The following is a 24,557-nucleotide window of genomic DNA, read 5'->3' as shown; positions in this document are numbered from 1 at the left end:
CAGTTGAAAACAAGCGCCGAAGGATCCGTTCAGCCTCCGGGCGATCGCTCAGATCAGGCCGACTTCCTGAAATTTCGCCGTCACGATGTCCTTGTCGAACGGCTTCATGATGTATTCGTTGGCGCCGGCGTGCAGAGCGCGCGCGATATGCGCGACGTCGTTCTCGGTGGTGCAGAACACCACCTTGGGCTGGTCGCCGCCGGGCATGCGCCTGAGATGGCCGAGGAACTCGTAGCCATCCATGACCGGCATGTTCCAGTCGAGCAGCACCGCGTCCGGCAGGCCGCGCTTGCAGGCCTCCAGCGCCTTCTCACCGTCCTCGGCTTCAAGGATTTGGAAGTCGAGCCCCTCCAGGATCCGGCGCGCAACCTTTCGGATGACGCTGGAATCATCAACGACGAGACAAGTTCGCATGTGAACCTCTGCTTCCTTCCCCCCTTTGCGGGGGCACTTCCAATCGCAAGTCCCTCGGCGGCAATGCCGCCGTATCAGGCCGCCATCATCTCGGGCGCGAGCTCGAGGACGCGGTCGACGTCGAGGACGACCATGAGCTGGCCGTCGAGGCGGTGGACGCCGCCGGCGAGCTTGGCCATGCGCGGGTCGAGGTTGACGGGGTTTTCTTCCTTGCCGTCCTCGGGCAGGCGCAGTACCTCGCCGATCTGGTCGATCAGGAGGCCATAGGATTCGCCGCGCAGGTCGACGCCGACCGCCATCGCGGTCTTGCCGTCCTCGTCCTTGGGCAGGCCGAGGCGCGAGCGCATGTCGACCACGGTGACGATGCGGCCGCGCAGGTTCAGCACGCCGGCGATCTCGCGCGAGGACAAGGGAACGCGGGTGACGCGCTCGGGCATGAACACGTCCTGGACGCGGGAGATCGGCAGGCCGAACAGCTGGCCGCCGATCATCGCGGTGACGTACTCGACCATGGCGCCTTCAGCGGACTGGGTCTTCTTGCTCATTTCAGTGTCTCCTGGTCCATGCCGCTTAAGGTTTAAGCCGCGGCCGCCCGGCTCAGCTCGGAGGCGCCGGCGGCGCCCGCGGTCTGCTCCTTCAGCGCCGCGATCAGGCCGGGACGGTCGAACTTGGCGACGTAATCGTGGAAGCCGGCCTGACGGCCGCGCTCGATCGCCGCCGGCGACACCAGCGCCGAGAGGCCGATGATCGGCATCGAGCCGAGATTGTTGTCCGAGCGGATCGTCTCGGCGAACTCGAACCCGTTCATGTCGGGCATCTCGATGTCGGTCAGGACCACGTCGAAGCTTTGGGCGCGCAGTGCCGCCAGGCCTTCCTGCGCGGTCGGCGCAGTGCGGACGCGGTAGCCGGCCGCCTTCAGCACCGGCGCCAGCATGTTGCGGAAGAAGGCCGAGTCGTCGACCAGCAGCACCGACTGCGAATGCAGCGACGGCTTCATCTCCTTGCGCGTGAACCAGTCGGCGAACGCCATCGGCAGGAAGTGGCCGACGTCGATCACCTCGGTGGCCTGGCCCTTGATCACGGCCGAGCCGAGAATGCCGGAGGAGGAGCCGCCGACCTCGATGTTGAGCCGTTCCTCGACGATGTCGATGATCTCGTCGACGACGAGGCCCATGGAGCGGCCGTCGTCGGCGAACACCAGGATCGGCTGGGCGCCCTGGCTCGCAATGGTGACGCCTTCCATGGCCACCAGCGGCATCAGCTGCTCGCGGTACTGCACCATGTAGCGGCCGTTCGAGAACTCGATCTTGTCGGCGGGCAGCTCTTCCAGGCGCGTGACGAGGCCGAGCGGAACCGCCTTGGGCTGCGACGAGCCGGCGCGGAACACCAGCAGCGAGGTGGTCTGCTCGCCACTTCCGATGTGGTGGCCGGCGGCTTCGTCGCCCATGTCATGGGCCGAGGAGCCGGCGGCGCCGAGCGCTTTGGCGATGCCGTTGGGATCGATGATCATGATGACCGCGCCATCACCCAGAATGGTGTTGCCGGAGAACATGTCGATGTGACGCAGTTTTGTCGACATCGGCTTGACCACGATTTCTTCGGTGTGGAACACGCCATCGACGACGATGCCAAAGGTCTGGCTGCCGACTTGCGTCACCACGATGAAGCCGTTCTCGGGATCGGAGGCCGCGCCGTCGTCGATCTTCAGGAGCTTCTTCAGATGGATCAGCGGCAGCAGCTTGTTGCGGAGCCTAAGGACCGCGGTGTCCTTGATGCGCTCGATGCGGTGCTCGGAGTTGGCGCGGGCACGCACCAATTCCACCACCGAGAGCTGCGGGATCGCAAAGCGGTCGCCGGCGGCTTCGACGATCAGCGCCGAGACGATGGCGAGCGTCAGCGGGATCTTGATGGTGACGGAGCTTCCTTCGCCGGCCACCGACTTGATGTCGATGGTGCCGCCGATCTGGTCGATATTGGTGCGGACCACGTCCATGCCGACGCCGCGGCCCGAGACCGAGGTGATGGCAGCGGCAGTGGAGAAGCCCGGCGCGAAGATGAACTTGTGGATCTGGGCTTCGCTCATCTTCTCGAGCTCGGCCTCGGTGACGAGACCGGACGAGAGCGCCTTGGCCTTGATCTTCTCGGTGTTGAGGCCGCGGCCGTTGTCGGCGATGCAGATGATGATGTGGCCGCCCTCGTGATAGGCGGACAGGCGAATGGTGCCCTGCTCGCCCTTGCCGCTGGCGAGGCGCTCGGCGGGGGTCTCCAGGCCGTGATCGGCGGAGTTGCGCACCATGTGGGTGAGCGGGTCCTTGATCAGATCGAGCACCTGGCGGTCGAGCTCGGTGTCGGCGCCGTGCATCTCGAGCTCGATCTGCTTGCCGAGTTCGGATGAGAGGTCGCGGACGATGCGGGGCAGCTTCTGCCAGGCATTGCCGATCGGCTGCATGCGCGTCTTCATGACGCCTTCCTGCAGCTCGGCGGTGACGTTGGAGAGGCGCTGCAGCGGCACCTTGAACTCGGTGTCCTCGTTGCGGCGGGAGATCTCCAAGAGCTGGTTGCGGGTCAGGACCAGCTCGGAGACCATGGTCATCAGGTGCTCCAGCGTATCCACGTTGACGCGGATCGACTGGTTGGCGATGCGGTCGCCCTCGCCCGCCATCTCGTCGGCCATCGACTTCTTCGGCGCGGCCTTCTCCTTGGCGGGCTTTGCGGCTTCCTTCGCCACGGGCGCTTCAGCAGCTGGCGCGGGCTCGGCCTTTGCCTCAGCCTGAGCAACGGGCACCGGCGCTTCGATCGCGGTCTCGCGGAAGGCGCGCTCGAGCTCGTCGAGCGAAACCTCGCCCGGACGCAAGGGGCGCTCCAGGGTCTGATCGACCAGCGTGCCCATGGTCATCTCCTTGGCGGGGGCGGCTGCCGGGGCTTCCGGCACCAGCGGCGGCGCATCGGCAACGGGAGCCGCAGTGCCGGCAGTCGGCATCGGCTGCGCCGAGCCTGACATGGCCGCCATGCCCTGCTCGACCATCGCTTCCAACTTGTCGATGAGATCGCGGTCGTTGCCCTCGGGCTCGGCCTCGGTCGCCTCCAAGCCAGCCAAAATCTCCTTGATGCGGTCGATCGAGGACAGGATCACCGTCACCGCCTCGGCAGTCACAGGCATGCCGTCGCGGAATTTGCCCATCAGGGTCTCGCCCGCATGGGCCAGCGCTTCCAGCCGCGGCAGGCCGAGGAAGCCGCAGGTGCCCTTGATGGTGTGGACCAGGCGGAAGATGTTATCCAGGATCTTGGCGTTGTTCGGCTCCTGCTCGAACTTCACCAGCTGATTGTCCACGGTGTCCAGGCTCTCGCTGGTCTCCGTCAGAAACTCCCGCAACAGATCATCCATGAAAACAGGCCTTCATACAGGAAGGGCGCGCACGAGGCGTGATGCGCCATTTCGGAATGGGGCCAGCTTCACGGCAAAGCGTTTAATATTGGTTGAGTATGTGCAAAAGAACGGCACCAACAAAGAGATAAGGCGCTCCGGACAAGCCGAAGCGCCTCGTAAAGATTGCATTAACGCATCGGAAACGACGCTTCGCGTTTACGAAGCGGTAACGATGATGGCTTCGCCTTCCGGCTTGAGCGTCACGGTGAGCCCGCAGGCCTGCGCGAGCAGCCTCGTATAATAAGGCTGGATCGCATGCGCATCGGCAGCCGGCCCGCGCTCGCCGCTCAGGAGCTCGGAGATGTTCTGCGGCAGGCGTGCATTGTGTCCGGTCGCGGTGATGCGAAAGCTCATCGCCTCGCCCTCGCCGACCGGATCGACCGTCAGCATGCCGCCGCGCGGGATCGTGTGCTGGGCGACGACCAGCATGTTGAGCAGCAGCTTGACGCGGTTCTTCGGGAGCAGCAGCCGCGGCAGATTCCAGGTGATCGAGCACTTGCCGTCCTCGATATGGCCCTTCGCCATGGTGTGGGCATCGCCGAGATCGATCTGCGCGCCGGAGGAGCCGGCGGCGCCGAAGGCAAGGCGGCAGAACTGCAGCCGGGCGGAGGCCGTCTTGGCGCTTTTGCGAATCAGGTCGAGCGCGAACTCGCGGTCCTCGGGCTTGGGATCGTCGTCGAGCACTTCGAGCCCGTTGACGATGGCACCGACGGGGCTGATGAGATCGTGGCAGACCCGCGAGCACAGCAGCGCGGCGAGTTCGAGCATATCGGGAGCGGCAGTGGTCGCGGGCGACGAAGCGTCAGACATATAATGGGGTCCTGGAGGGTTCCTGGAATTGCACGGCGCTGGACGCCGCGAATCACGCATGCTTGACGGATGCTGCGGGTTCTAACATTCGCAAGCCCGCGGCAGCTAGCTTGCGATCGGTTCGAGGCAGCCATAAGCCCAGGCGAATCGATCGGGGCGAATCAGTGGACGAGGAACGATATTGCCGACAGATGAGGCATGCAGGTGAAACGGATCATTGACGGAGCGGCCGCTGCCGGCCTGATGGAGCCGCTGACTGCGCTGGTGGTGAAGGCGGGCGAGGCGATCCTCGCCGTCAACCGCGCGGCCATGCGGATCGACGGCAAGCAGGATGGCTCGCCGGTGACCGAGGCCGACCTTGCCGCCGACCGCATCATCGCGGACGGACTCGCGCAGCTCGCGGGCGACGTTCCGACGCTGTCGGAGGAGCGGACCCAGCTCGCCTCCCCGCCGTTCCAGGGCAGCTTCTTCCTGATCGATCCGCTCGACGGGACCAAGGAGTTCGTCGCCGGCCGCGACGAGTTCACCATCAACCTCGCCTTGGTGACGGACGGCGTGCCGCTGCTCGGCATCGTCTCCGCACCCGCACTCGGCCTGCTCTGGCGCGGCATCGTCGGCCGCGGCGCCGAGCGCGTGAGGTTCAACGGCGCGACCATCGCCTCCGCCGAGCCGATCCGCACCCGCAAGCTGCCGGCGCGCGGGGAGCCTTGGATCGCCGCGGTGAGCCGCTCGCACGGCGACGCCAGGAGCGAGGCGTTCATCGCCGACAGGCCCAATGCCGTCAGGATGACGTGCGGCTCGGCCGTGAAATTCGGCCGCGTCGCGGAAGGCGGCGCCGACATCTATCCCCGTTTCGGGCCGACCTCGGAATGGGACGTCGGAGCCGGTTGCGCGGTCGTGACCGCGGCCGGCGGCAAGGTGACCGACGGCAAGGGCGGCGAGCTCCGATTTGGCCAGCGCAGCGATACCGGCTTCATCATCCCGGAATTCATCGCGTGGGGCGACCCGCAGGCGGTAGGCTGCGACTGACCAGGGCTCGTTACTGCCCGAGCTTCTCCTGCAGGGCCGGCCAGCGCTTGCCCACCTCATAGAGGAAGCGCTCGGGATCGGCGACGAAGGCGTCGCGATTGTCTTCCCGGCTGAACAAATAGAGCCGCTGCGCCACGATCGCGAAGAAATGCGGATTGGCGGGGACGGTGACGCCGCGGGCGATATCGACCGGATCGTAGCCGCCGAATTGCGGTCCGTAGATTTCGGGATGGGCCTGGAAAGAGGCGCGGTTGCCCTCGTTCCGGAAGCGCCAGACGGCCCCCCAGAGGTTCGCCTCGAACTCCGCCGTCCCCTGCACGGCCGCGCCGGCGACGAAATAAGCGACGGGGTCGAAGCCCTCGATGGCGACGCCGCTGAAGCGGTTGACGACGATCCGCTCGGTGGTGGCGGCCCCTGTCGGTCCGCCGGCACCGAGGATCCAAATGCCCGCCAGCAGGCAGAGGCGGCGCGCGATCAAGGCAATTCCGGGGCGCAAAGGGCTATCTTCCTGCCGTTGTGCCGTCATAGTTGCTGCGGATAACATCCGAGTCGAGGGGACATCCGGCGCAACCTAGGGCCATGCCTGTTGGCGTGAGGTTAAGGAAGCGACCGGATTCGGTACCAGGGGTTCTTTTATGACTTTCGCATCACGCCTTGCTGCGCTCGCGCTTGCCGCGATGATCGGCTGGATCGTGCCGGCCTCCGCCCAGCAGGCGCCGCCGCCTGACCTGCCGCCGCCGCAGCGGACCCCGACGCCCAATACCTATGGGCCGGACGAGCTCGTCACCGCCGGCCATCGCTTCTTCGGCAACGTCTCGCGCGGGCTCGCCTCGATCATCGAGAAGGCGGTCAGCCAATGGGGCCTGCCGAACGGCTACATCCTGGGTGAGGAAGGCTCCGGCGCCTTCGTCGCCGGCCTGCGCTACGGCGAGGGCACGCTCTACACCAAGAACGCCGGCGACTTGCGCGTCTATTGGCAGGGCCCCTCGCTCGGCTTCGACTGGGGCGGCGACGGCGCCCGCACCATGACGCTGGTCTACAACCTGCCGGCCACCAACGCGATCTACCAGCGCTTCGCCGGCATCGACGGCTCGGCCTACATCATCGGCGGCTTCGGCATGACGGCGCTGACCTCCAACAACATCGTGCTGGTGCCGATCCGCTCCGGGCTCGGCCTGCGCCTCGGCGCCAACATCGGCTATCTCAAATACACCCCGCGGGCGACCTGGAACCCGTTCTAGGCCCACGTCCTCCCCACTGCCCACCGATCAAGGTTAACGACAGAGCGGGGCTGGCTTTCTGCCGGCCCGCCATGGCATTGTCGTTGGTGAATTTTTCCTTAAGCTTGGGAGTTCTGGCCCATGGTCGAACCGATCATGTACCTGGCGATCGGTTTCCTGCTCTCGATGCTGTGCGGGCTTGCGATCGTGCCGCTGGTGCATAACCGCGCGGTGCGCCTGACCACGCGCCGGCTCGAGGCCGCCACCCCGCTATCGATGGCCGAGATCCAGGCCGACAAGGACCAGCTCCGCGCCGAATTCGCCATGTCCGCGCGGCGGCTCGAGATGAGCGTCGAGCAGCTCAAGAACAAGACCACGAGCCAGCTCGCCGAGCTCGGCAAGAAGAGCGACGCCATCAACCGCATGAAGATCGAGCTCGGCGAGAAGAACGCCACCATCTTCGCGCTGGAGGCGCGCGAGAAGGCGGTGAAGGAGCAGCTCCGCGCCACCGAGGAGGAATTCGCCGCCAAGACGGCGTCCTTGCGCGAAGCCGAGATCGCGTTGACGGACAAGCAGGCCGAGCTCGCCAAGATCAACTCCGAGCTGTCCGACCGATCGATGATGGCGGAGAGCCGCCAGGTCGAGCTGGTCGCGGTGCGCGCGCAGATCGAGGAATTGAAGCACCGCGTCGGCGATGCCGAAAAGGAATTTGCCGCCACGCAAGCGCGCCTCGCACAGGAGCGCACCGAATCGGAGACCGCCTCGCGCGAGCTCGCCGAGGCGCGCGGCCGCGTCGAGAATCTAAGCCAGCGCGTCACCGAGCTCGACCGCCAGCTCATCGTGCAGGTCAAGGAGGCCGAGATGCTGTCGAGCCGCCTCGCCGATCTCGAAGGACGCCTTGCCACGCAGGGCAAGCTGCTCGCCGAGCGCGACTACGAGAACAACCAGCTGCGCCAGGCCAACGAGGCCAACGAGCGCACCATCAAGGAGCTGCGCGTCGAGATCGCGGGCCTCAGCGGCGGCAAGTCGTCGGCTGCGATGGAGCAGCTGCGCGCGGAAAAGGCCGCGCTGGAGGAGCAGCTGCGCAGCGCACGCGACGAACGCGCGAAACTCCAGCGCGACATCAACGCGATCCAGCAGCAAGCCGAGAGTTCCTGGGCGACCGAGCGCATGGAGAACGCGCTTCTGCGCGAGCGCATCAACGACATCGCGGCCGAGGTGGCAAAACTCGCGATGCAGCTCGAAGGCCCGAACTCGCCGATCGAGGCGCTGCTCGCGGCCGAGGCCGGCCAGCCGCCGAAGCCGGCGCCGCGCCCGGCCAACGATGCCGCGACGGGCGGCGCTCCAGCGCCCCGCCTGCCCGAAGGCGGCGGAACGCTCGCCGAGCGCATCCGCGCGCTCCAGGCCCACGCCTCCCGCGCCCGCCAGCAGGGCGCGTAACCGCCCAAAATCCGGCTTCCCCTGCGGAAGGCGCGACCTGACGAAGGTTTTCCGCCCCGGCGACGGCTTGAAAACTTGACACCTTGGGCCGGCACTTCTAAATCGCGGGCTCCGATGTGCCGGACCGGCCTAAGGTTGCGGCCGCCTGCATGATGGTCCCGGGCGCATAGCTCAGCGGGAGAGCGTTCCCTTCACACGGGAGAGGTCCAAGGTTCGATCCCTTGTGCGCCCACCACGCTTCGCCAAAAGGCTTCGCGTGGCGCAGCCACCCCCGGTCGTAGCGAAGTTGTCCGGACTAGCTCGAAGAGCGTAGACGGACCGGGGGGCTTGCTTCCGCTCTGTCAAAAATTCGAAAACAACCCCATGCACAGTAGCCGACCTCAGTCGGATCAATGAGTTGCGACTTTTCCGAATTTTTCTTGCTCCGTCGGGCAAAACAGGGGCATGATGGCATCGTCGGGAGAGTACACAGATGATCATCGCCTCGAGCGGGCCGGACGATCGATGAGCGGGACGTCGGCTCAAGGAGTGCGAACCGGTAATCCCTGTTCTGCAATCACACTCACGGGCGGAAAAGAAACGCAATCCACGACGTCGAACAACACGCTGATGCTGCCGCTGAATGACTGCGCGAAAGCGATCGCGTCATCGCGCTTTGCGTCGGCGATTTGTGTGCCGAGCGTGCAATGAGGTCGCCAGTTTTCGGGCCGATAATGCAGCCGACACAAGGCTGGATCGATTGCAGCGCTGATGGAAGCGTGCCACCGGACGAGCGTTTCATCGAACTCCGGCTCCGCCCAGAGCACGAGCGGCGGACCTGCGAACCAACGAATTCGCTTGAACGCGACCTGCAATGGCCCTTCGCCTCCAACTGCGCGGAGCATGGTCTCCCACGCGGTCTTCGCGGTAATCTCGGGCGCATCATAGATGGCGAATGTAAAATGCGGCTGATAGCCGAGCCCCCTCATCGAAGGCTGGCTCTCAAACGCGGCAACTTCATCCCACAAGGCTTCGATCCGCTCTGCGGAGGAATCGTCGGACCGAATGTTGATAGCCAAAGCCATGCGCTTGGTTGCTCTGTGAAGCAATGGATTTTTGCCTCACCAATGGCGACAAAACCAGGCCTTTTGCGCGCTAGTGAGCCATAAGGACGGAGATATCCGCGTGCTCCATGATATAGCTGGTCGCTCCACCGAATATCATCTGCCGTAGCCGCGTGCGGGTGAAGGCCCCTTTGATCAATAGATCGCAACCGTGTGCCCTGGCGGCATCGAGGACCGCCTCACCAGTTTCGCGCCCGTCCAGCTCAACGCTGATCAAGCTGGCCGCAATGCCATTGTATTGGAGTTGCCGAGCGATCTGACCGGCAGACGGTCCTGGCACCGCTTGGCCGCCGACAACGGTCAGGACCGATACCCTCTCGGCCAGACGAAGCAGCGGCATGGCAAATGCGTTTGCCCGAGCTTGCTCGGTACTCCCGTTCCAGTGGATCATAATGTTTGTTGCGACGCTTCTTGGTCCATTCGACGGCGCCAGTAGAACGGGCCTGCCGCTCTCAAACAGCGCGGACTCAATCGCGCGGCGGTGAGGGCCCGCAGCATCAATATCAGACCGCGCCATCACGATCAGATCGAAAGCGCGCCCATAACTTCCGACAAAGTCTTCGCCCTCAGGCGCGGTCTCCAGCCAGCCGAAGCATGGCGGGTTCGATCCTGCGGTGGCGCGGGGAACATCATGCTTCAGCATGAATGCTTCGAAAAAGTTGCGCATGTCGTTCAGTTCGGCTTCGCTCTTCACTTGATACGTGTCCAGGAGAATGCCGGTGGCCAATTCGGCGGCCGCATATTGAGGGATGCCGAACCGGAGTGGAAAGCCTTCGATATAGGCGCCGGAGCGACGCGCTAGGCCTACGGCCACAGCGAGCGTAGCTGTCATCATCGGAATATCCTGAAGCGGGACCAGGAGCGTCTTCATTTTGAATCTCCGATTTTCTGACGAAGATTGACGGTGGATGCATGCTCTCAATTGGGGCGGCGTCTGCAACAGCTTCACTTTGCGAGGCGCTCTGGTTTGTCACCGGCAACGGTTGCAATCATGCGGCCTGCTCAAGCCTCGCATCGATCTCCTGGCGCAGCGCGGCGAAGTCGATTGGCTTGGTCAACAGGTCGGCGGCGCCCTTCTCCAGCGCCTTGCGCTTGGTCTCGGCATCACCGTAGGCCGTGATCATGATAACCGGTACATCGGGGCGGGCCGAGCGCACGATAGGCAGCATCTCCAGTCCGCTCATTCCGGGCATGTTGATGTCGGACAGGATCAGAATCAGGGTGGCATCCGCAATCTCGGCCGCACGCTGCAATGCCAGGGGCGCCGAGGATACAAACTCCATCAGAAAACGACCGGCCCGCAGATCGCGCCGAAACTGCTGGCGGAACAGCGCCTCGACATCGGGCTCGTCGTCAACCACCATGATATAGACGCTCAATTTCTGCCTCCGCTCTACAACGGTGCCGCCCGCGTACGCGGCAGCGTAATGATGAACTCGGTATACTCGCCCGGCTCGGTATCGACCTCGATGCTGCCGCCGTGCTGCTTCACGATGATGTCGTGGCAGATCGAAAGCCCGAGGCCAGTTCCTTCGCCGGCCGGCTTGGTCGTGAAGAATGGATTGAATATCTTCTCTCTGACATCGGCCGGGATGCCGGTGCCATTGTCGCGGATGCGGATTTCGACGGCGCCGCCGAGGTCTGTGGTCGTGGCACGCAGCCTTGGCTCGAAGCCGTCACCGACGACCTCCTTTTGTTTGTGAGCCGCGTAGAAACCGTTTGAAACCAGATTGAGGAACACCCGCGTGATTTCCTGCGGATACAGCTCGAGCGCTCCCGCAGACGGATCGAGTTTTCTTTCAAGCGTGATATTGAAGCCGGCTTTTTCAGCGCGCGCTCCGTGATAGGCCAGGTTGAGACTTTCTTCGAGGATGGCGTTGATCTCCGCCGCGCGGCGTTCGCCGGACCCCTCGCGGGAGTGCAGAAGCATATTCTTGACGATGGAATCGGCGCGGGTTCCGTGCTGCACGATCTTTTCCAGGTTACCTTGCAGCATGTGGATCAGCGCGTCGATGTCCTGCCTTTCCGCCTCGCCGAGGCCGGCTGAGCGCAGCGCGTCGCCGAGTTCGTCGGTCAGTTCGGAGGACAGCGCAGCAAAATTGTTGACGAAATTGAGCGGGTTCTTGATCTCGTGCGCAATGCCGGCGGTGAGTTGCCCGAGCGAGGCAAGTTTCTCGGTCTGGATCAGCCGATCCTGCGTATTTCGCAATTCCTCGAGCGATTGAGACAATTCCATGGTGCGCTCGCGCAGTTCATTCAGCAGGCGTGCATTCTCGATCGCGATCACGCCCTGGTGTGCGAAGTTGGACACGAGCTCGATCTGCTTGTCTGTGAACGGTTTCACTTCCTGGCGGAAGATCGTGATGGTGCCAATCAGCTCATCTTCCTTGAGCATGGGCACGATGACGAGGGTCCTTGCGCCGGCAAGGTCGGCGAGCGCGCGAACGTTGGGGTTGCCTTCGATATAGGGCGGCTGCGTCCTGATGTCGTCGATATGAACCGTCTGATGAGTCTTCTCGACGGTGCCGAGCCCGCTCGCGGGATGTGGGCGAATGTTCTGGTAGAGCCGGGTATCGACATAAGCTTGCGGCGCGTTGTGCAATGCGACCGTGCGAAAGCCGCCCTCCTCGTACAGATTCATGGTGCCAAAGCCGGCGCCGCAAATTCGCGTCGCATTCTCCAGCATCTTGTGGAAGACCGGAGTGAGTGCGCCCGATGAAGCGCTTATGATTTCCAGCACCTCCGACGTTGCCGTCTGCCGCTCCAGCGATTCATTCAATTGCTCGAACAGGCGCACATTGCCGATGGCGATAACGGCCTGATCGGCAAAAGTCTGCACGATCTCGATCTGTCGTTGGGTAAACGGGCCCGGTTCCGGTCGCGCCAAACTGAGAACCCCGATCGAGGTGCCCTCACGTATCAGCGGTATGTTGAGGGTCGCGCGATAGCCGCCGATTCTCGCGAGGTCGTGCCGCGAGAAGTCGGGGTCTTTCATGAGATCGGCGACATGGTCGACCCCGCCAGTGAGCGCTGCCCGGCCGCTCGGCGTGTCGCGGCTAGGCGCAAGCGGCTGGCTCTTGCGTAGCGCGACCCATTCCGGTGGGTTGTTATGGGAGGCTTCTAGGTGCAACAGCCCATCGCGAATGAGATAGATCGCGGCTCTAGGGTCGCCGCAGAGCCGTGCGGCCGAGCTGACAAGCGTCTCGAGAACATTGGGCAAATCGAACGCCGAACGGCTGATCACCTTGAGCACATCGGCCGTTGCGGTCTGCTGGCGCAGCGACTCGCTGAGATCCTCAGTGCGTTCGCGCAACTCCTTGAGCAACCGCGCATTCTCGATGGCGATCACCGCCTGGTCGGCAAAGGTGGCGACGAGCTCGATCTGCTTTTCGGTGAAGGGCTCCACGCGCTTGCGGGCGATCACGATTGCGCCGATCGGCTCATTCTCGCGCAGGAGTGGAACACCGAGCGCCGTGCGTTGACCAGCGATCGTGATCGACTCCTGCAGGCCGTATTCGGGATCGGCAGCGACGTCGAGGATTTGCACCGGACGGCGTTCGAGGACGGCTCGACCCGTGACCGTGCGCCGGCCGGGGGCGATCGGATGAGCCTGCAGAAAGGCGATGTAGTCGTCGGAAAACCCGACCGCTGCTCCGGCCTGATATTCATCGCCCTCGCGGCGCATGATGAAGGCCATCTCCGCCTCGCACAGCCGTGCCGCCGAATCGACCAGCGTGTCGAGCACGGCTTGCAGATCGAAGGTCGAGCGGCTGATCACCTTCAGCACGTCCGCGGTCGCAGTTTGCTGCTGGAGCGATTCGGCGAGGTCGCGTGTTTTCGCCTGGACCTCATCGAACAGCCGGACATTCTCAATCGCGATCACGGCCTGATCGGCGAAGGTGGAGACCAGGTCGATCTGCTTGTCCGTGAACGAGTTCACGGTCTTGCGGCCCAGAAATAGCACGCCGATCGTTTCTCCGGACCGGAGCAGGGGTACGCCCAGAAGGGTGCGGTAACCGCCGGCCCGCTGTTGCTCGGGATAGGCATAGTCGGGATCGACCAGGGCATCTGGGATCTGAACAGCCTTGCCGCACAGCAGGACCCTCCCGACGAGGCTACCGCGTCCAGCATTGAGCCGAACGCCCGCCGAGACCTTGGCCCACTCGGGCGAGAAATTGTACCGAGTTGCATGAGAGTAGGCACCATCGGCGTCCTGCCGGACGATTGCCGCCATGTCGGCACCACACAGCGACGCCGCCGATTCCGTCAACGTGTCGAGCACCGTTTGCAGATCGAACGCGGAGCGGCTGATGACTTTCAACACATCCGCAGTCGCGGTCTGCTGCTGCAGCGATTCCCGCAAGTCGTCGGTACGCGCCTGCACCTCGTCGAACAGCCGCACGTTCTCTATGGCGATGACAGCCTGGTCGGCGAAGGTCTGCAGAAGTTGCACATGATGCGGAGCGAAGGCCCCCGGCTCGGCCCGCGTTACGCTGATCATGCCGATCACCACGCCACCAGTCGCGAGCGGAACGAACAACATGCTGCGAAAGCCGCGGGCGCGCGCGATGAATTTGATCTCGTTCGTCAGCGCTTCCGTATCGGGGGTCGGCACCACCTTGCCGGCCTCCGTCCTCGCAAAACTCTCGAAATCGGTGATCGGACGCGGAAACATCTTCTTCAAAGCTTCATCGGCGGCAGAGTTCGTCGGCGTGAACGCCGCCAAGTGGGCATTGCCGTCGATGAAGCGGAATACGGTCGTCGAAAAGCCGCCGAGCAAGGCATTTGCGCGCCTTGCGATTGCATCGAATACCGGCTTCACCTCCGATGGCGAACTGGCAATGATCTTGAGAATGTCCGCGGTGGCGGTCTCGCGATCTTGTGCGGCGCGCAACTCGGCCAGGAGCCGCGCGTTCTCCTGCTGCAATTCCGCCACAACGCCCTGAGGAAGCGCGGCCATGATGAAAATCCGTGTCGGCAGCCGGTTCGCGGCCGACGTCAAAATTTAATCAAGAAAGCGCCGGGAATTATTTCACCATCAGGTGCTTCCGACCAGACATACCGTGAGTTGATTTTCGATCGACTACGCGTCAATTCGTCCTCGTGATCGACCGAAGCGGCAAGTTTCACACAATGCCGCTGGAGGCCGATTTACCTCGGGTCCGCCTGGTGCTGCGCCAGGGGGATCGCGGGACCCACACGCCGCGAGCGCCGTAGATTGCGTCCCGAAACACCTAGGAGAACCCCATGGCGACCATATTCATCACCGGCAGCACCGATGGCCTCGGCCGGGCGGCGGCCCAATCGCTGCTCGATCAGGGGCACCGCGTGGTGCTGCACGCGCGTTCAGCCGATCGTGCCGCGGCTCTCGGCGGCCTCACTTCGCGTGCGAAGGGATTGGTGATCGGCGATCTCAGGAGCGCGGCGGAGACGCGGAGCATCGCCGACCAGGTCAACGCGATCGGGCGCATGGATGCGGTCATTCACAACGCCGGCGTCTACACGCGGCCGAGCCGCGGCGCGACGCCAGAAGGCCATGCCGAGACGCTGGCCATCAACACGCTTGCGCCGTTCATCCTGACGGCTCTGATCGCGCGGCCCGCTCGATTGATTTATCTCAGCAGCGGATTGCACCGCGGCGGAGAGGGCTCGCTCGACGACCTCGATTGGACCAAGCGGGCCTGGAACGCCGCCACGGCCTATGCCGAGAGCAAGCTGCACGTCGTCGCGCTCGCCTACGCGCTGGCGCGGCGGTGGCCCAACGTCCTCTGCAACGCCGTCGATCCCGGTTGGGTGCGCACAAAGATGGGAGGCGCGGGCGCCCCTGTCGATATCGACACCGGGCAACGGACCCAGACCTGGCTGGCAGTCAGCGAGGATCCTGCGGCCCTCGTGAGCGGCCGCTATTGGCATCATCTCGAGCAGCAAGAGCCGGCCCGTGAGGCGACCGACCCGAGGTTTCAGGACCGGCTCATCGGCAAACTGAGTGAGCTGACGGGGATCGAGCTGCCGGAGGTGTGACGTTCGATGTATCCTCGTCATTGCGAGCCAACGGGTCCGCACGAAGCGCGGCCTGATGACAGGCTCCACGAAGCCATCCAGAATCTCTCCGCGGAAAGACTCTGGATTGCTTCGTCGCACCAGTGCAAAATTGTTTCGCAATTTTGTCACGGGCTCCTCGCAATGGCCGCGGAGAGCGGCGTTTCACGTCGCGCGCTGTGGCCGCCAGGCCGTGTAGAGACCGATCAGTGTCCCCATGGCGACCAGCGCAACTGCCAGCAGCACCTGCAATTCGCCATCGTCGGTGGGCCCGATGGACGACACCAGCCGGGATACGATGACGAACAGAATGCCCACTGCGGCCGCGGCACCCACGCAGAGATAAGCGAGCTCGCGCGTCAGGCTGCGGCCGAGCAGTCCGAGCGCCGTGAAATACATCGAACAGGCGTTGGGATGAACGAACAAGGCAATGCGCGCATAGCGGCCATAGGCGTCGAACAGGGACTCGCATCGGCGCAAGGCCGCCTTCGAGGCCACCCGCTGCAGAAACGGCCTGAAGAAACGCGCTTGTCCATAGCTGAGAACGGCGCCCAGGATGATGGCGAGCCACGCCGCGAGGAAGACGGAGCCATCCACGGCCTTCGGACTGAGCGCCACGGACATCAGGATGAGGGCGGTGCCGGGAAAATAGCCGAAATACGGGAAGACCGCTTCCACCAGCACGCAGGCGAACATGAAGGCTGGAAACCATGCCGACCCGGCCGCGCCATGGACGATGGCGTTCAGGTCGAACAGGCTCGTCCTGTAGAGAACGAGGTACATGCATATGGCGAGGCCCGCCAGCGCATAGAACGGCAAGGCTCCAGACAAAAACCGTCTCATCCGATCATCAACTTCGTTTGGCGGAGACGACGGCCTCGCGCTGTTCCGGATCTGCTTTAGGCGAATGGGGTTGCTGCTGTCGATGGCGCTCTTGCCACGCAACCCACCTCGGCTTGTGCACCCCTACGCAATCGACAGGATCTCGATCTCCTGCGCACCTGAACCGACGACGTCGCCGACCGCCTTGCCCATCAGCGACCTCGCGACGGGCGCGACGAACGAGATCGAGCCGGCCTTGGGATCGGCTTCGTCCTCGCCGACGATGCGGTAGGTCTGGACGCGGCCGTCAGCGCGGCTGAAGCTCACGGTGCTGCCGAACGCAACGATTTCGGTCGCGACAGGATCGGGCATCACCTGCGCCGTACGCAAGCGTTCCGTGAGATAGCGGAGATCGCGCAGGGGCACGGCGGACTGCCGTCGCTTCTCGTTGACGTCCTCGATGGCTTGCGCGGCTTCATAGGCCGCCCGCGCTTCGGCGAGCTGCGCCTGCAATGCGTTGAAGCCTGCTTCCGTCACGAGGTTCGGATGCGGCGAGATCGGGCGGTCCGGCAACAGCGTCTCGGACGCGGTTTCGGCGCTCTCTTCCTTGGTGAAGGCGACGCTCAATTGAAGATCCTGTCGAACTGTTTCGCTTGCGACGCCATGGCGCCAACGACCGAGATTATATCTCAAGTTCGACGAAACGACGGAGCTTGAAGACGAGGTCCGGCACGGCCTGGCGGAACCGGGTTGCGTTCTGGAAACTGGTGGAGAACGGCGCGAAAGTGAGCATCGCGTTCCAGTGCCGGTAACCATAGACCGTGACCGAGACGCCGGAACTCGGGAAGTTGTCCAGCTTGCGCAGCTCGCCGAGCACGAGATCGGCGATCGCCTCCGCCGGCAGCAGCCGCTTGCCGTCCCGCGTGGTTGCGATTTGCGCGGGCGGCTCGGCCGGCTCGGCGGCCGCCGCTGCGGCATCGGGCGCGCTCTCGGCTTTGGCCGCATCGGACCTGGACTCGGACGTGGACTCGGACCTGGACTCGGACCTGGACGTCGCGGCCGGCTCCACAGGATCCGCCGGCACGATCGGCGGGACCTCGGCGAGCGGAGGCGGTGCAGCAGGGTCTGCGCGCTTGTTGCCTCCCAGGATGCTGCTGATCATGGCCACAAGGCCGGCATCCTTCACCTCGTCGCTCATCATTCCCCCCGGGCTTCGGCCTACTCTAGCACCGCTCGCGCAGACCGCCACCCGCGATGTGGTGCAATGGAGGGCCGGACGCCGCCGAATGATCGGCGGCACCACGTTCGATCACGTCGCGCCACTGTGCGATCCGTTACTGCTTAGCGAACGGAATGTATTGGTGGTACCGCTTGGGCACCGAGCTGCGGTAGCGCGCCGGCACGGTGCCGGTGTCGACCGAATGATCGATCTCCTGCTGGCGGGTCATCTTCTTCTTCGCCGGCTTCTTCGACGCGCTCTTCTTGCCGTCAGTGGGCTGGCTGGACGTGTCGGTGGTCGCGCTTGGCGCTGTGGTCGTCGCAGCCGGCGCAGTGCTTGTCGCGGCAGGCGCAGCGGTTCCGCCCGTGGCCGGCGCGCCCTGCGCCAGCGCGAGCGGCGATTGCATCATGAGCATCAGCGCTGCCGTCGCAGCCAGCAAATATGATTTCTGCATCAGAACCTCCAAAGTACCTGATCCGAATGAGCCAGCGTAGGCCTCCGGCATCGGCGCGTGCAAGTCCGCCCACGATAGGCCCGATCGCACGCCGGAACTGTGGTGGGGGTCACACTCCCGACATGGTCTGCCTCACGACCTCGCAGCGTGCGGAGGTGCGCAATGGCGCGCTCGGCTATGCGCGAGCTGCGCGGCCGGTCTCCTCCAGTCGCGAGGCGAACCAGCGTGACAGCGGCTCGTCGACGGCACCGCTGACATAGACCTCCGACATCGTCACATGTTGCCTGTCCAGCACCAGGAGCAGGCCGATCCAATAGGGAAACCAGACATGGACGTCGGTCAGCGCCCGCAGCTTGTGCTGGTCGTGATCGAGCGGCGTGTGGTTGCTCGCCTTGCGGACCTCCACGGCGAGCAGATTGTTCGGGATCTCGCGCTGATGCACGACGACATCGGGGTAGATCGACTTACCGAGATGGTCGTCGGTCGAGATGATGGTGCCGTGCGGCAGATGCAGCGTGCGCTCGCCGAGCCGGTCGTAATTGCAGTCGACCGACCAGCCCGAGAACTGCTTCTCCAGATGCACGGCGAAACGGTGCGTGACCGCCCGCTCGCCGACGTCCTTCTCGAACAGGAAACCCTCGTGGGCGTAGAAGTCCCTGACAGCCGCGATCACCTTGTTCAGCTCGGTCTGCATCGTGCCGCCTCCGGGCTCACGGCGCTCTGTCTGCTGCCGCCCTACATCTGAACTTCGATCAGGCGCGGGCCGGGCTCGGCGACGGCCTCCGCCAGTGCCTTGTTGAACTCGTCGGCATTGGTGACGGCGCGGCCGGGAACGCCCATGCCTTTGGCCAGCGCCACGAAGTCCAGGGTCGGTCGGTCGAGGCGGAGCATGTCGTTGGCGCGCTGGCCGGGCTCGCCGGCGCCGACATTGTCGAACTCGCCGCGCAGGATCTGGTAGATGCGGTTGGCGAACACGATGGTGACGATGTCGAGGTTCTCGCGTGCCTGGGTCCACAGCGACTGGATCGTGTACATCGCGCTGCCGTCGCCGACCATGGTGATCACCTTGCGGTCCGGGCAGGCGATCGCGGCACCGATCGACAGCGGCGTCGAGAAGCCGATCGAGCCGCCCATGTTCTGCAGCCAGTCGTGCGGGGCGGCCGCCGCCGTCGGCGGGAAGAAGCCGCGGCCGGTGGTGAGGGATTCGTCGACCATGATCGCGTTCTCGGGGATCGCACAGGCAATGGCCTGCGCGATCGAGGCGAAGGTGAGCGCGCCGGTCGGCTTGACCAGCTCAGCCAGCGCCTGCGGCTTGACGTCCCTGGCGCTGGCTTTCACGGCGCCGGCGAGCGCCTCGAGCGCGGCGACCGAATTCTCGCCCCAGGAGGTCATGCGATGCACCTCGCAGCCCTGCGGCTTGAGCATGCTCGGCTTGTTCGGATAGGCGAAGAACGCCACGGGGTCGTCGGACTCGACCAGCACGATGTGACGGAATTTCGCCAGCATCGGCAGGGCCTGATCAATGACGTAGTGGATGCGGTCGATCGAGAAACGGCCACGGCCGCGCGCCATCTTCGGACGGAAGGTCGGGCCCATCACGGTGCAGCCGGTCTTGCCGGCGATGCGCTCGGCCAGCGCCAGACCCTGCGCGCTCAGCGCGCTGCCGGTCATCAGGAGCAGCGTGCCTTCGCCGTCGCCATGCAGGATCTTTGCGGCCTGCTCGACCGCCTGCGGCGAATAGCTGGCGCGCTGCTGCTCGGCCGGAACCTCGGCGATTCCGTCGGCCTCGTTCCAGGCGGTGTCGGCAGGCAGGATCAGGGTCGCGATCTGCGGCGGCGCGCTTTTGGCGGCGGCAATCGCGGCGGCGCCGTCGGCCGCGACCGATTTGGCATCCGGCGAGGTGCGGACCCAGGACGACATCGGCCGGGCCAGGCCCTCGATGTCGGAGGTCAGCGGGGCGTTGTAGCCGATGTGGTAGACGGCGTGCTGGCCGACGATGTTGACGATGCCGGAATTGGCCTTCTTGGCATTGTGCAGATTGGCAAGGCCGTTGGCGAGGCCGGGGCCGAGATGCAGCAGGGTCGAGGCCGGCGTGCCCTTCATGCGGAAATAGCCGTCGGCCGCGCCCGTCACCACGCCTTCGAACAGGCCGAGCACGCAGCGCATGCCGGGGACTCGGTCGAGCGCCGCGACGAAATGCATCTCGGAGGTGCCGGGGTTGGTGAAGCAGACGTCCACCCCGCCCTTGACCATCGTCCGCACCAGGCTTTCCGCACCGTTCATTCTGTCTGCTCCCGCAACCTGCCAGTGATCCGTTCGGTCAATCATTGTTCGCGCGGCGCGTCAAAGCAATAGCGGGCATTGCGGCCCTGCCCCGCATGGTGAGACGCCGGTTTGGCTAACGCTTTCCAGCAAATTGGCGCAGTTGCGATTTGGTAACGCCAGTCGTTAACGATGCGACCCTCACGGGCCCGTGGCTTGCGAAACGCGCGCAAATATGGCCTCTGGGTCCGGTTGAATCGATTTTTTTCTGGGGGAGATGATGATCCGGTTTTTTGCCGCACCGATGGCCGCAATGGCGCTGCTGCTGGCTGGCGCCGCCGACGCGTCCGCGACGGGGATGATAGACTTCACGGGCACCAGTTCCACCAGCTATATCGGCCGCGGCGGCGCGAGCCCGATCCCCCGCACCACCGTCATGTATAACGGCAGCTACGCCCCGGGCACCGTCGTGGTGAACACCGCCGAACGGCGGCTCTATTTGGTGCTCGGGAACGGGCAGGCGCTGCGCTACGGCATCGGCGTCGGCCGCGACGGCTTCCGCTGGGCCGGGGTGCACAGGATCACCGCCAAGAGGGAATGGCCGGACTGGACGCCGCCCTCGCAGATGTTGGCGCGCCGGCCGGACCTGCCGCGCCACATGAAGGGCGGCATCGACAACCCGCTCGGCGCCCGCGCCATGTATCTGGGCTCGACGCTGTACCGCATCCACGGCTCCAACGAGCCGGAGACGATCGGTCAGGCCGTCTCCTCGGGCTGCTTCCGCATGACCAACGACGACGTCACCGACCTCTATAGCCGCGTCTCGATCGGCACCCCGGTGGTGGTGCTGAACAACTGACGAGGAACCCGCGCGGCGCGTGAATTTGCGCTCTTGTGCACGCGGGGCGAATGCGGCAGCGTCACAGCACGATGAGCGCATTCGTCCCGCCCTCGCCCGGCTTTCGCTTTGCCCTGCTGGCCCTCGCGACGCTCGCCTGCGCGCCTGACATCGCACCCATGGCTGCCGCCGGCGAGCTGCCCGCGGTGTCCTCGCGCCAGCGCGCCGAGAAGAAGAGCTTCACCGACGGCGAGATCATCGAAGGCTTCCTGAAGACGGCATTCGGCGCCGAATACCATCTTGCCGGCCGCGTCGACCGCATCCGCAAGTTCGACGGGCCGGTACGCGTCTACGCCGAGAGCGACCGCGAGGACCGCAAGACGCAGCTCGCCAAGGTCGTGGCTGACATCGGCAAGCGCGTGCAGCATCTCGACATCGCCATGATCGACACCAACGAGGCGGCGAATGTGCGCGTGAAGCTGGTGCGCGACCGCGATCTCTTCCGCACCATCTCGAGCTTCTACGGCGCCGAAAAGGCGCGCGAGATCCGCTCCTCGCTCGATCCGCAATGCCTGTCCGGCTTCCGCAAGAACGACAATTTCGAGATCGAGCATTCCGACGTCATCCTCACCGTCGACAACGGCGATTTCACCTTCCTCGATTGCGCCTATGAGGAGCTGCTGCAATCGCTCGGGCCGATCAACGACACCACGAGCGTGCCCTGGACCATGTTCAACGACAACGTCTCGATGGGCTATTTCGACGTCTACGACCAGTACATCCTCAACCTGCTGTACGATCCCCGCATCAAGGCGGGCATGACCGTGGCGGAGGTCAAGGCCGTGCTTCCCGCCGTCCTCAAGGACGTGCGCGCCTGGGTGAAGCGGGCGAATAATCTGAAGGAGTGAGGCGGTCCAAGGGAGCGATCTACTCGTCGGCGTCCTTCTTCCGCAGCAAATCCGTCGCCAGATCCGACAGCTTCGGCGGCGGCAGGGCCGCGAACGGCAGCGGCCGCGTCACATCGATCGCGGCCAATCCCAGCCGCGCCGTCAGCAGCCCGTTCAGCACGCCTTCACCCAAGCGCTGCGACAGCTTCGCCGCGATGCCGTGGCCGAGCATCTGCTGCACCAGGCTGTCGCTCGCAGCCATGCCGCCGGTGATGGCGAGATGGGCGATGACGTGGCGAAGCAGGCGGATCATGCCGAGCGCTCCGGGACGGCCGCCATAGAGATAAGCGAGCTGGCGGATCAGGCGCAGTGCCGCCACGAACACGAACAGCACGTCGATGGCGGCGCGCGGGCTCACCGCCGTCACGATCGAGACCTTTTGCGCCGCTGACGACACCAGCCGCCGCGCCTCGGCGTCCAGCGGCGACATCAGCTCGCGCTCGGCGAGGCGGATCATGTCGGCGCCGTCGATGATCTCGCCGGCGTGGCTCTCCAGCGTCGCGCGGGCGCGCGCCAGCTGCGGATTCTGGTGCGCGATCTTGAGCAGGTCCTGGACGATGACGCGGCTCTCCTTGCGATCGTCGCTGGCCAGCACGGAAGCTGCGCGTTGATGCAACTTCTCGATGGTCGCAAGCCGCGCGAGGCCGAACGCCTCGCGTCCGATCACCACGGCAAGCGCCAGCGCGGTGACGGCGGCGAAGGCAAGCCCGACGAAACCGAGCGTCTCGTTGCGCGCGAACAGATCCTCGATCAGATGCACCACGCCGAGCCCGGTGCCGAGCAGCGTCAATCCGGCGAGCCCCGACCAGAACAGAGTGCCCCAGGGAAAGCCGCGCGGCGCCGGGACTGCGGCTTGCACCGGCACCGGCAGCATCGCCGGGTCGGGCTCCGGCGTGATCTGGATGGTGGCGCGACCGAGACGGCCGGTCTCGTCGGCCTCGGCGACGACGACGCCGGGATCGTCGAGCCGGAACGTCGCCGGCCGCCGTGGCTTGGATCGCTCGGTCATGACAGCTTGTCTCCGATCAGGAACTGCAAGGCACGGTCGAGGCGGATGTGTGGCAGCGTCGGCTCGTCGGCACCCTCGCGTTCGAGCTTCGGCGGGCGGAAGCGCAGGAAGCGGAAATCGCTGTTCCCGGCCGCCTCCGACGCGAGCCCGCGGAACGCATCCGTCCCATTGAACAGCGGTTCGGGATCGAGCGGAAGATCGCCCGGAAAGGTCGCAACCTCGGTGTTGCCGTCGAAGAACTCGCCGCCGGCGCTTTCGCCTGCGGCGGGTGTTCCGAGGATCGACGGCAGCTTGTCACGGCCATGCGCCACCTGCGCTTCGCGCGTGGCGCGCACGGCGGCGAGCGCGACGACGTCGATCGCCGCGCCGGTGTTTTCCGCGCGCGCGACCGCGCGCGAGACGGCGCGGCGCAGCACCGCCTCGAGCCGGTCGTGACTGGAATGATGCAGATGATCCGCCTTGGTCGCCGCGAACAGGATGCGGTCGATGCGCGGCCGGAACAGGCTGGAGAAGATCGTGCTGCGGCCGATGTTGAAGCAGTCGAGAATGCCTGCGAGCGCGGCTTCGAGATCGTGCAGCGCCTCGGGGCCGGAGTTGAACGCGGCGAGCGCATCGGCCAGCACGATCTGACGGTCGAGCCGCGCGAAATGATCGCGGAAGAACGGCCGCACCACGACGTCCTTGTAGGCTTCGAAACGCCGCACCATCATCGCCCACAGCGATCCCTCGCCCGCCTGCCCGCCAGCAGGCACGTCCAGCGGCGCAAAGGTCAGCGCCGGCGTATCGGCGAGATTGCCGGGCATCAGGAAGCGACCGGGCGGCAACAGGCTCATCGCAAACCGCTCGTCGCGGCAGGCGCGCAGATAATCGGTGAAGAGCTTTGCGGCCGTCAGCGTCGCCTGCTCGTCCTCGCGCGCCTCGGGCTTGAGCGTCGCGAGATGGCTGTGCCACTCGGCCGCGAGATGCGCGCGCGGCGCCTCGCGCGACAGTGCCAGGCTCTCCGCCGACCATTGCTCGTAGCTCTTGTGGAGCAGCGGCAGGTCCAGCAGCCATTCGCCGGGATAGTCGACGATGTCGAGCGTCAGCGTGCGGTCGGCGCCGTTCGGGCGCTGATAGTCGATCACGAGCCTCAGCTCGCTGATGTCCACGGTCGAGTTCGGCCAGCGCCGTTCCTCGATCAGCGCGCGCAGATGGTTCTCATAGGCAAAGCGCGGCACAGCATCGTCCGGCTGCGGCGCCAGGTGCGCCCGCGCGATCCGGCCCGAGGCATAGGCCTCGAACACCGGAAACCGGCCGCCGCGCGTCAAGCCATGGATCAGTGCGGTGATAAATACGGTCTTACCGGCGCGCGACAGACCGGTGACACCAAGCCGCACCGTCGGGTTGAAGAAGTGCTCGCCATAGTCGATCAGCGCCCGCGCCGACAGCCGCGCTTCCTCGACCATATCCTGGAAACTGAATGCCATATGAACGTGAGGGGATCTCGGGCGAGGGATACGCAAAACGGATTAGTCACAAAAGTGG

The 24,557-nt window shown here is 65.0% G+C and carries 23 protein-coding genes and 1 tRNA gene; 7 read left to right on the top strand and 17 right to left on the bottom strand.

Annotated elements, in window-relative coordinates; genetic code table 11:
- Window positions 1–48 precede the first annotated feature (48 nt).
- The 4 genes from I6F17_RS13430 to I6F17_RS13415 form a co-directional block, all read right to left on the bottom strand.
- Window positions 49–414, bottom strand: a complete 366-nt coding sequence (locus I6F17_RS13430; protein WP_007600538.1) for a response regulator — start codon at window positions 412–414, stop codon at window positions 49–51.
- A gap of 74 nt (window positions 415–488) precedes the next feature.
- Window positions 489–959: a chemotaxis protein CheW gene (locus tag I6F17_RS13425; RefSeq protein ID WP_225129161.1), complete on the bottom strand. Its 471-nt coding sequence runs from the start codon at window positions 957–959 to the stop codon at window positions 489–491.
- 32 nt (window positions 960–991) lie between these two features.
- On the bottom strand, window positions 992–3,799 hold the full coding sequence (locus I6F17_RS13420; RefSeq protein ID WP_225129163.1) for a hybrid sensor histidine kinase/response regulator: 2,808 nt from the start codon (window positions 3,797–3,799) through the stop codon (window positions 992–994).
- Window positions 3,800–3,997: 198 nt separating this feature from the next.
- Complete coding sequence (locus tag I6F17_RS13415) at window positions 3,998–4,651, bottom strand: histidine phosphotransferase family protein (RefSeq protein WP_198399822.1); 654 nt, start codon at window positions 4,649–4,651, stop codon at window positions 3,998–4,000.
- 198 nt (window positions 4,652–4,849) lie between these two features.
- Between I6F17_RS13415 and I6F17_RS13410 the strand changes: the two genes are divergently transcribed.
- Window positions 4,850–5,680, top strand: a complete 831-nt coding sequence (locus I6F17_RS13410) for a 3'(2'),5'-bisphosphate nucleotidase CysQ (RefSeq protein ID WP_225129165.1) — start codon at window positions 4,850–4,852, stop codon at window positions 5,678–5,680.
- Window positions 5,681–5,690: 10 nt separating this feature from the next.
- Here I6F17_RS13410 and I6F17_RS13405 read toward each other — a convergent pair whose 3' ends face one another.
- A complete protein-coding gene (locus tag I6F17_RS13405) occupies window positions 5,691–6,176 on the bottom strand; it encodes a YHS domain-containing (seleno)protein (RefSeq protein ID WP_036009801.1) in 486 nt (161 codons plus the stop codon).
- Window positions 6,177–6,315: 139 nt separating this feature from the next.
- Between I6F17_RS13405 and I6F17_RS13400 the strand changes: the two genes are divergently transcribed.
- From I6F17_RS13400 to I6F17_RS13390, 3 genes are all read left to right on the top strand, one after another.
- A complete protein-coding gene (locus I6F17_RS13400; RefSeq protein ID WP_036009799.1) occupies window positions 6,316–6,921 on the top strand; it encodes a DUF1134 domain-containing protein in 606 nt (201 codons plus the stop codon).
- Between the two features lie 120 nt (window positions 6,922–7,041).
- On the top strand, window positions 7,042–8,340 hold the full coding sequence (locus I6F17_RS13395) for a hypothetical protein (protein WP_225129167.1): 1,299 nt from the start codon (window positions 7,042–7,044) through the stop codon (window positions 8,338–8,340).
- Window positions 8,341–8,500: 160 nt separating this feature from the next.
- A tRNA-Val gene (locus I6F17_RS13390) sits at window positions 8,501–8,575 on the top strand.
- 286 nt (window positions 8,576–8,861) lie between these two features.
- On the opposite strand, the gene I6F17_RS13385 is transcribed toward I6F17_RS13390, so the two are convergent.
- The 4 genes from I6F17_RS13385 to I6F17_RS13370 form a co-directional block, all read right to left on the bottom strand.
- Window positions 8,862–9,404, bottom strand: a complete 543-nt coding sequence (locus tag I6F17_RS13385; RefSeq protein WP_225129169.1) for a 2'-5' RNA ligase family protein — start codon at window positions 9,402–9,404, stop codon at window positions 8,862–8,864.
- 70 nt (window positions 9,405–9,474) lie between these two features.
- Window positions 9,475–10,314, bottom strand: coding sequence for a universal stress protein (locus I6F17_RS13380; RefSeq protein ID WP_225129171.1), 840 nt, complete (start codon window positions 10,312–10,314; stop codon window positions 9,475–9,477).
- A 118-nt stretch (window positions 10,315–10,432) separates the two neighbouring features.
- Window positions 10,433–10,822, bottom strand: coding sequence for a response regulator (locus I6F17_RS13375; protein WP_036009791.1), 390 nt, complete (start codon window positions 10,820–10,822; stop codon window positions 10,433–10,435).
- 14 nt (window positions 10,823–10,836) lie between these two features.
- Window positions 10,837–14,403 (bottom strand): GAF domain-containing protein, encoded by a 3,567-nt coding sequence (locus I6F17_RS13370; protein ID WP_225129174.1) that lies wholly within the window; start codon window positions 14,401–14,403, stop codon window positions 10,837–10,839.
- A gap of 287 nt (window positions 14,404–14,690) precedes the next feature.
- On the opposite strand from I6F17_RS13370, the gene I6F17_RS13365 reads away from it, so the two are divergent.
- The gene (locus I6F17_RS13365) at window positions 14,691–15,464 is read left to right on the top strand and encodes an SDR family NAD(P)-dependent oxidoreductase (protein ID WP_036036072.1); all 774 of its coding nucleotides are present in this window, start codon (window positions 14,691–14,693) and stop codon (window positions 15,462–15,464) included.
- Between the two features lie 183 nt (window positions 15,465–15,647).
- Here the strand turns inward: I6F17_RS13365 and I6F17_RS13360 are convergent, their stop codons facing one another.
- The 6 genes from I6F17_RS13360 to I6F17_RS13335 all read right to left on the bottom strand — a co-directional run bounded on the left by I6F17_RS13360 (window position 15,648) and on the right by I6F17_RS13335 (window position 20,260).
- The gene (locus I6F17_RS13360) at window positions 15,648–16,325 is read right to left on the bottom strand and encodes a hypothetical protein (protein ID WP_225129254.1); all 678 of its coding nucleotides are present in this window, start codon (window positions 16,323–16,325) and stop codon (window positions 15,648–15,650) included.
- A gap of 123 nt (window positions 16,326–16,448) precedes the next feature.
- The gene (gene greA / locus I6F17_RS13355) at window positions 16,449–16,931 is read right to left on the bottom strand and encodes a transcription elongation factor GreA (RefSeq protein ID WP_036009784.1); all 483 of its coding nucleotides are present in this window, start codon (window positions 16,929–16,931) and stop codon (window positions 16,449–16,451) included.
- A 55-nt stretch (window positions 16,932–16,986) separates the two neighbouring features.
- A complete protein-coding gene (locus I6F17_RS13350) occupies window positions 16,987–17,502 on the bottom strand; it encodes a hypothetical protein (protein ID WP_225129256.1) in 516 nt (171 codons plus the stop codon).
- Window positions 17,503–17,638: 136 nt separating this feature from the next.
- Complete coding sequence (locus tag I6F17_RS13345; RefSeq protein ID WP_036009769.1) at window positions 17,639–17,977, bottom strand: hypothetical protein; 339 nt, start codon at window positions 17,975–17,977, stop codon at window positions 17,639–17,641.
- Between the two features lie 175 nt (window positions 17,978–18,152).
- Window positions 18,153–18,671 (bottom strand): hypothetical protein, encoded by a 519-nt coding sequence (locus I6F17_RS13340; RefSeq protein ID WP_036036082.1) that lies wholly within the window; start codon window positions 18,669–18,671, stop codon window positions 18,153–18,155.
- A gap of 41 nt (window positions 18,672–18,712) precedes the next feature.
- Window positions 18,713–20,260, bottom strand: coding sequence for an acetolactate synthase large subunit (locus I6F17_RS13335; RefSeq protein ID WP_036036084.1), 1,548 nt, complete (start codon window positions 20,258–20,260; stop codon window positions 18,713–18,715).
- A 259-nt stretch (window positions 20,261–20,519) separates the two neighbouring features.
- Here I6F17_RS13335 and I6F17_RS13330 point away from each other — a divergent pair, with 259 nt between their 5' ends.
- Together I6F17_RS13330 and I6F17_RS13325 are read left to right on the top strand one after the other, a co-directional pair.
- Window positions 20,520–21,098 carry a L,D-transpeptidase gene (locus tag I6F17_RS13330; protein ID WP_036009766.1) on the top strand — a complete coding sequence of 193 codons (579 nt, stop codon included), beginning with the start codon at window positions 20,520–20,522 and terminating at the stop codon, window positions 21,096–21,098.
- Window positions 21,099–21,169: 71 nt separating this feature from the next.
- The gene (locus tag I6F17_RS13325) at window positions 21,170–21,985 is read left to right on the top strand and encodes a DUF2927 domain-containing protein (RefSeq protein WP_036036088.1); all 816 of its coding nucleotides are present in this window, start codon (window positions 21,170–21,172) and stop codon (window positions 21,983–21,985) included.
- Window positions 21,986–22,004: 19 nt separating this feature from the next.
- Here the strand turns inward: I6F17_RS13325 and I6F17_RS13320 are convergent, their stop codons facing one another.
- Together I6F17_RS13320 and I6F17_RS13315 are read right to left on the bottom strand one after the other, a co-directional pair.
- The gene (locus I6F17_RS13320; RefSeq protein WP_225129177.1) at window positions 22,005–23,033 is read right to left on the bottom strand and encodes a TIGR01620 family protein; all 1,029 of its coding nucleotides are present in this window, start codon (window positions 23,031–23,033) and stop codon (window positions 22,005–22,007) included.
- Entirely contained in the window at window positions 23,030–24,499 is a 1,470-nt protein-coding gene (locus I6F17_RS13315) for a YcjX family protein (protein ID WP_225129180.1), read from the bottom strand. Before I6F17_RS13315 ends, I6F17_RS13320 begins: the two co-directional genes overlap by 4 nt.
- Window positions 24,500–24,557: the final 58 nt, after the last annotated feature.

Source organism: Bradyrhizobium sp. NBAIM18 (genome assembly GCF_020193825.1).
In the GTDB taxonomy this organism is placed as follows: Bacteria; Pseudomonadota; Alphaproteobacteria; order Rhizobiales; family Xanthobacteraceae; genus Bradyrhizobium; species Bradyrhizobium yuanmingense.
This window is presented reverse-complemented; position numbering and strand designations above follow the sequence as displayed.

Bases quoted from the DNA above. Each gene is read 5' to 3' on its own strand.
- I6F17_RS13430 (WP_007600538.1), bottom strand. From the start codon at position 414: ATGCGAACTTGTCTCGTCGTTGATGATTCCAGCGTCATCCGAAAGGTT.
- I6F17_RS13425 (WP_225129161.1), bottom strand. From the start codon at position 959: ATGAGCAAGAAGACCCAGTCCGCTGAAGGCGCCATGGTCGAGTACGTC.
- I6F17_RS13420 (WP_225129163.1), bottom strand. From the start codon at position 3,799: ATGGATGATCTGTTGCGGGAGTTTCTGACGGAGACCAGCGAGAGCCTG.
- I6F17_RS13415 (WP_198399822.1), bottom strand. From the start codon at position 4,651: ATGTCTGACGCTTCGTCGCCCGCGACCACTGCCGCTCCCGATATGCTC.
- I6F17_RS13410 (WP_225129165.1), top strand. From the start codon at position 4,850: ATGCAGGTGAAACGGATCATTGACGGAGCGGCCGCTGCCGGCCTGATG.
- I6F17_RS13400 (WP_036009799.1), top strand. From the start codon at position 6,316: ATGACTTTCGCATCACGCCTTGCTGCGCTCGCGCTTGCCGCGATGATC.
- I6F17_RS13395 (WP_225129167.1), top strand. From the start codon at position 7,042: ATGGTCGAACCGATCATGTACCTGGCGATCGGTTTCCTGCTCTCGATG.
- I6F17_RS13385 (WP_225129169.1), bottom strand. From the start codon at position 9,404: ATGGCTTTGGCTATCAACATTCGGTCCGACGATTCCTCCGCAGAGCGG.
- I6F17_RS13380 (WP_225129171.1), bottom strand. From the start codon at position 10,314: ATGAAGACGCTCCTGGTCCCGCTTCAGGATATTCCGATGATGACAGCT.
- I6F17_RS13370 (WP_225129174.1), bottom strand. From the start codon at position 14,403: ATGGCCGCGCTTCCTCAGGGCGTTGTGGCGGAATTGCAGCAGGAGAAC.
- I6F17_RS13365 (WP_036036072.1), top strand. From the start codon at position 14,691: ATGGCGACCATATTCATCACCGGCAGCACCGATGGCCTCGGCCGGGCG.
- I6F17_RS13360 (WP_225129254.1), bottom strand. From the start codon at position 16,325: ATGAGACGGTTTTTGTCTGGAGCCTTGCCGTTCTATGCGCTGGCGGGC.
- I6F17_RS13350 (WP_225129256.1), bottom strand. From the start codon at position 17,502: ATGAGCGACGAGGTGAAGGATGCCGGCCTTGTGGCCATGATCAGCAGC.
- I6F17_RS13345 (WP_036009769.1), bottom strand. From the start codon at position 17,977: ATGCAGAAATCATATTTGCTGGCTGCGACGGCAGCGCTGATGCTCATG.
- I6F17_RS13340 (WP_036036082.1), bottom strand. From the start codon at position 18,671: ATGCAGACCGAGCTGAACAAGGTGATCGCGGCTGTCAGGGACTTCTAC.
- I6F17_RS13335 (WP_036036084.1), bottom strand. From the start codon at position 20,260: ATGAACGGTGCGGAAAGCCTGGTGCGGACGATGGTCAAGGGCGGGGTG.
- I6F17_RS13330 (WP_036009766.1), top strand. From the start codon at position 20,520: ATGATCCGGTTTTTTGCCGCACCGATGGCCGCAATGGCGCTGCTGCTG.
- I6F17_RS13325 (WP_036036088.1), top strand. From the start codon at position 21,170: ATGAGCGCATTCGTCCCGCCCTCGCCCGGCTTTCGCTTTGCCCTGCTG.
- I6F17_RS13320 (WP_225129177.1), bottom strand. From the start codon at position 23,033: ATGACCGAGCGATCCAAGCCACGGCGGCCGGCGACGTTCCGGCTCGAC.
- I6F17_RS13315 (WP_225129180.1), bottom strand. From the start codon at position 24,499: ATGGCATTCAGTTTCCAGGATATGGTCGAGGAAGCGCGGCTGTCGGCG.